Source organism: Microcystis sp. LSC13-02 (assembly GCA_002282935.1).
In the GTDB taxonomy this organism is placed as follows: Bacteria; Cyanobacteriota; Cyanobacteriia; order Cyanobacteriales; family Microcystaceae; genus Microcystis.
The window spans coordinates 3855-7701 of the sequence record MTBT01000262.1 but is presented as its reverse complement, the minus strand read 5'-3'; the positions used below and the strand labels follow the sequence as shown (position 1 = coordinate 7701).

General features: G+C 45.5%; 5 protein-coding genes. 2 read left to right on the top strand and 3 right to left on the bottom strand.

Annotated elements, in window-relative coordinates; translation table 11 throughout:
* On the bottom strand, positions 1–87 hold an 87-nt coding region (locus BGL89_RS16745; protein WP_286826674.1), incomplete at its 3' end, for a helix-turn-helix domain-containing protein.
* A gap of 91 nt (positions 88–178) precedes the next feature.
* On the opposite strand from BGL89_RS16745, the gene BGL89_RS16740 reads away from it, so the two are divergent.
* Together BGL89_RS16740 and BGL89_RS16735 are read left to right on the top strand one after the other, a co-directional pair.
* Positions 179–1441 (top strand): pentapeptide repeat-containing protein, encoded by a 1263-nt coding sequence (locus BGL89_RS16740; protein WP_286826671.1) that lies wholly within the window; start codon positions 179–181, stop codon positions 1439–1441.
* Positions 1442–1527: 86 nt separating this feature from the next.
* Positions 1528–1758 (top strand): hypothetical protein, encoded by a 231-nt coding sequence (locus tag BGL89_RS16735; protein ID WP_286826670.1) that lies wholly within the window; start codon positions 1528–1530, stop codon positions 1756–1758.
* On the opposite strand, the gene BGL89_RS16730 is transcribed toward BGL89_RS16735, so the two are convergent.
* Together BGL89_RS16730 and BGL89_RS21320 are read right to left on the bottom strand one after the other, a co-directional pair.
* Positions 1747–2943 carry a homocysteine biosynthesis protein gene (locus BGL89_RS16730; protein WP_286826668.1) on the bottom strand — a complete coding sequence of 399 codons (1197 nt, stop codon included), beginning with the start codon at positions 2941–2943 and terminating at the stop codon, positions 1747–1749. The genes BGL89_RS16735 and BGL89_RS16730 overlap by 12 nt on opposite strands.
* A gap of 284 nt (positions 2944–3227) precedes the next feature.
* A complete protein-coding gene (locus tag BGL89_RS21320; RefSeq protein ID WP_353743953.1) occupies positions 3228–3380 on the bottom strand; it encodes a D-Ala-D-Ala carboxypeptidase family metallohydrolase in 153 nt (50 codons plus the stop codon).
* Between the last annotated feature and the right edge of the window lie 467 nt (positions 3381–3847).

The window sequence follows — 3847 nt, the reverse complement described above, 5'->3', positions numbered from 1 at the left end:
AACTAATCTTACACAGCCCAAGGTGCGCCGCAATAGCGACTCTTGTTCGGGTGTGGGGTAAAATCGAAACCAATAGGCTTTTTCCATGGGGGGCATTTTAGCATATATTTCGTAAATGTGTTAATATTTAACAGTAAAGCCGTCGTAGAACGACGGGGTTTCAGACCCAAAATTTTCGATGAGCGATCGCAAAGACCCAGAAAAACTCGCTTCGGAAAATAGGGCTGATAACCCGGAAAATAACGGTAAAACCAGTTTATCGCCCCCCGATGCCTCCGAATACGTCTCCTCTTTATCTTCCCGTAATCCTGTGCGTCAGCGCATCCTACTATTAAAAGATCTTCGACCGGGTAACGCGGGGTTACTACTGGCCCCCCTGATGGTGATGACCATCGGCCTAGTCTTTAGCTGGGACTGGTTAGGCTTTTCTGGGGCGATAGTAGCGATATTAATATCTTTACAGGTAATTTTGCCCTCTATTCGCCAGTGGATCGCCCATTATCTCACCCCCTCTGAACGTCAGACGGTTTTTGCCTTTATAGTTTTTATAGCTGCTCTGGCCGGATTAGGGAAATATTTAGGAGTTTACGGGCGAATATTGCGATGGTTAGAGAGTTTTAAATACGATGAGTTTGGTTCCTGGGCCGAGTGGGTGGGGGCCTTGGGACAGATTATGATCGCCGTGTTAGCGGTCTATGTGGCCTGGGAACAGTACGTTATTTCTAAGGATTTAACCATACAACAAAATCGTATTACCCAACAACAGACGATCGATTCCTATTTTCAAGGGATTTCCGATCTAGCCTTGGATGAGGAGGGATTTTTAGAAGATTGGCCCCAGGAAAGAGCGATCGCAGAAGGTCGCACCGCTTCCATCCTCAGCAGTGTCGATGCCTCTGGAAAAGCGAAAATACTGCGTTTTTTGAGTCAATCGCGGCTATTATCACCGATTAAACGCGATCGTTATCTAGGCAGACCGATTCTAGACGGGGAAGGGGGTTATGCGGAGGATCGAGAGTTTGGTACAAGAGTAGTACAATTGGGGGTAATGTTAGCGGGGTCCGACATTTCTGGGCAGGATTTGCGCTGGACGGATTTAAGCGAAGCGAATATGGTGCGGGCCGATTTAAGTTATAGCGATTTGGTGAAAGCAAATGTATCGCGGACAATTCTCTACGAAGCTAATTTAAGAGGGGCAGATATGAAAGGGATGCGTTTATTTTATGGTTCCCTAGAAAATGCTACCCCCCGCAGTCGTACCATTCCCCCCAATTATGACACTGGAGAACACACGGGAGCAGTGGTAGAAAATGTCAATTTTACCGGGGTGAAAAACATGAGCGAGGAACAACGTCACTATTGTTGTCGTTGGTGTGGGGAAAAGTCCCGCGCAACCATTCCGGGAGGATGTGGTGATATTGCCAATCTTTTGGGCCGTTAACGAAAAACCCTAATTAGAATATCTCCTCATCGGTAAGGGCAGTGCTATAATCATCGGTATTAATGGCCAATAATTCCCACAAATTTATGAATCAAAAAGTCTTTATTCTTGCCACAGCTTCCGCTAGTTTATTAGCCCTATTAGTTACCACTAACTCTGTACAAGCTGCCCCAGAGTCCTTTCATCCTAGTTTCAACACCGAGAACTTAGGTGACATGATTATCGGCAAGACAACCGGGGAAGAAAATCCGATTTTACGTCATCTTAATTGTAGTTGTGCCACCTGCACGCAATCCCTAAATTCCTCACTCAATTGATAATTTTCCACCCCAACGATCCTGGGGGATAAAAGTCCGCTCTAGATTAATTTTGGCCACGGGTTCTGTGAGGGTAAATTCTCCCGATTCGATCAGTGCTTTTAATTCTAAAGCGGCTTCCCGGGCCAAGGAAATACTGGCCAAAGGAGCCACCCTAACACTTTTTCCCTCGATCATAATCCGACCGCTTTTTAGTTTAGCGTAGGTGATTAAACCAAAGGTAGGACGGACTCGCCGGGGAATAGAAAAATCCACCACTGGAGCGACAATTTCCTCATCTTTTACCGCACAATGTCGAACGATTTCCTCGCTTAAAATTGGAATCGGTACTGCTACCCCTAACATTAAAGAAGCCCCATAATTTTTGAAATAACAACCCCGCACCCAGCGAGAATTCATTTGTTTAGCATCACCAATTAAGGCTAAGGTGGAAGCGGGACCAATAGGAGTTCGATTTTGTAGGCGTTTTTGCAGGGGAAAATGTTGGGTTCCTTCCCAGGCAATATAACCGATTCCTCCTCCTAAAAAAAGGCGCGTACCGATGCCTATAGCCTCTAAATCGGGGTCATTTAACAGGGGAGAAATTGCCCCGGGGTTAGAATACACTGCATTACCTAATCTCGGCTGTAGTGGTCCTAAATAAGTATATAAAGTCCGCTCTCCCCCATTGACTCCGACGATAAAATTCTGGTAGAGATTGCGAGGATTAAACAGATAAAATTGATTGATAGTCTCCTTAGAAATAATCGTTTCAAAAGAAGTGCGAGGATAACAATCGGTGGCCTGGCCGACAGCGCGCAATTGAATCGATTTTCCAGCGATTAAATCCTCAATAATATGTCCGCCACCCCTTTCGGGATTTTCTCCCTCTAAATTCTCATTTTTGGCCGCTAGATCACTAATAGCACTGGCTCCTAAATATAAATCCACCGCCCCAAAACCGGCATAAGCAGGAATCCCATCTAACCAACATTGACGAATTTTTATCGGCGGATCCGTCTGACCTAAATTAATAATTGCCCCCGAAGATTCCATCGGTTCAAAAGTTCCCGTACAAACCACATCTACTTGGGAAAAAACCTCCTTAATTCCCATCTCGGTAACGCGGCTTTTTAATTCCTCTACTGTCCAGACTACAGCCGTTTTTTTAGCGATTTTGTCGTTGATTTCAGCGATTGTTCTCATAATAAAAATTGAACCGATGGGGGTTAGGGAGCTTTTTGCTGTTGTCAGTAAACAGTAATCAGATTTGAGTTTTCAGTGAGTGGTATTAAGTGAGCGGTATTAAATGGCGGTAACAGTGCTGTCTTTTCACTGATTACTGATTACTGATCACTGTTATAAGATACCCCTAATAATTCCATCGGGGACCTTTTTGTCCACCAGTTCGCCATCCCGGGCCGTTGCGAGTATCCAAATGGACAAAACCCCGACGCGCCCCATACCCTAACGCTCCAAACCAGTGCAGATCAAGCCACGATTGAAACTTGTCCAAAGAAGCTGGACTGACTGGGCGAATATCGACCGCTCGACCCTACGGCCCGATTAACAGCCTGCGGGCGATACCACGAAGTGATTAAAATCGGAGACCCCCACTCCTCACGAATTTTATCGAGTTCGATCGCAAGTTGTCAAATCTCGCGTTCTCTATCGCTACCAGCAGGGGGAACCCGTCGCGGGTCGTTTTTCGTCACTTCCCCCACAGCAAAAAACCGACTGATTTTTGCGTCAGAACTACTCCAGTTAATTAGGGCTTGCTGAATAAATCTAAAAACTTTGCTGGATAAGACTTTTAGACTTTTTGTCAATCAAAAAGTGCCCGGCATGGGAGTGAGCGGGGGGAAAATTAAGGTACTTTTTCCCTGAAAATTAGGTAATTGACCACCTCAAAATCGGTAAAACCCTACACCCCACACCCCACACCCCACACCCTGCCACCACCGAAAAACTTTTTGCCGCAAACCCTAAATAAAAGACGGGGTTGCTGATTTGAGATACGAATCTTCTTTTGTGGGATTTTTAAAACCTAGACCCAAACTAACTTTTGGATGGGTGCAAGGTTGTCATTCATACCTTGATTCAGCAACGC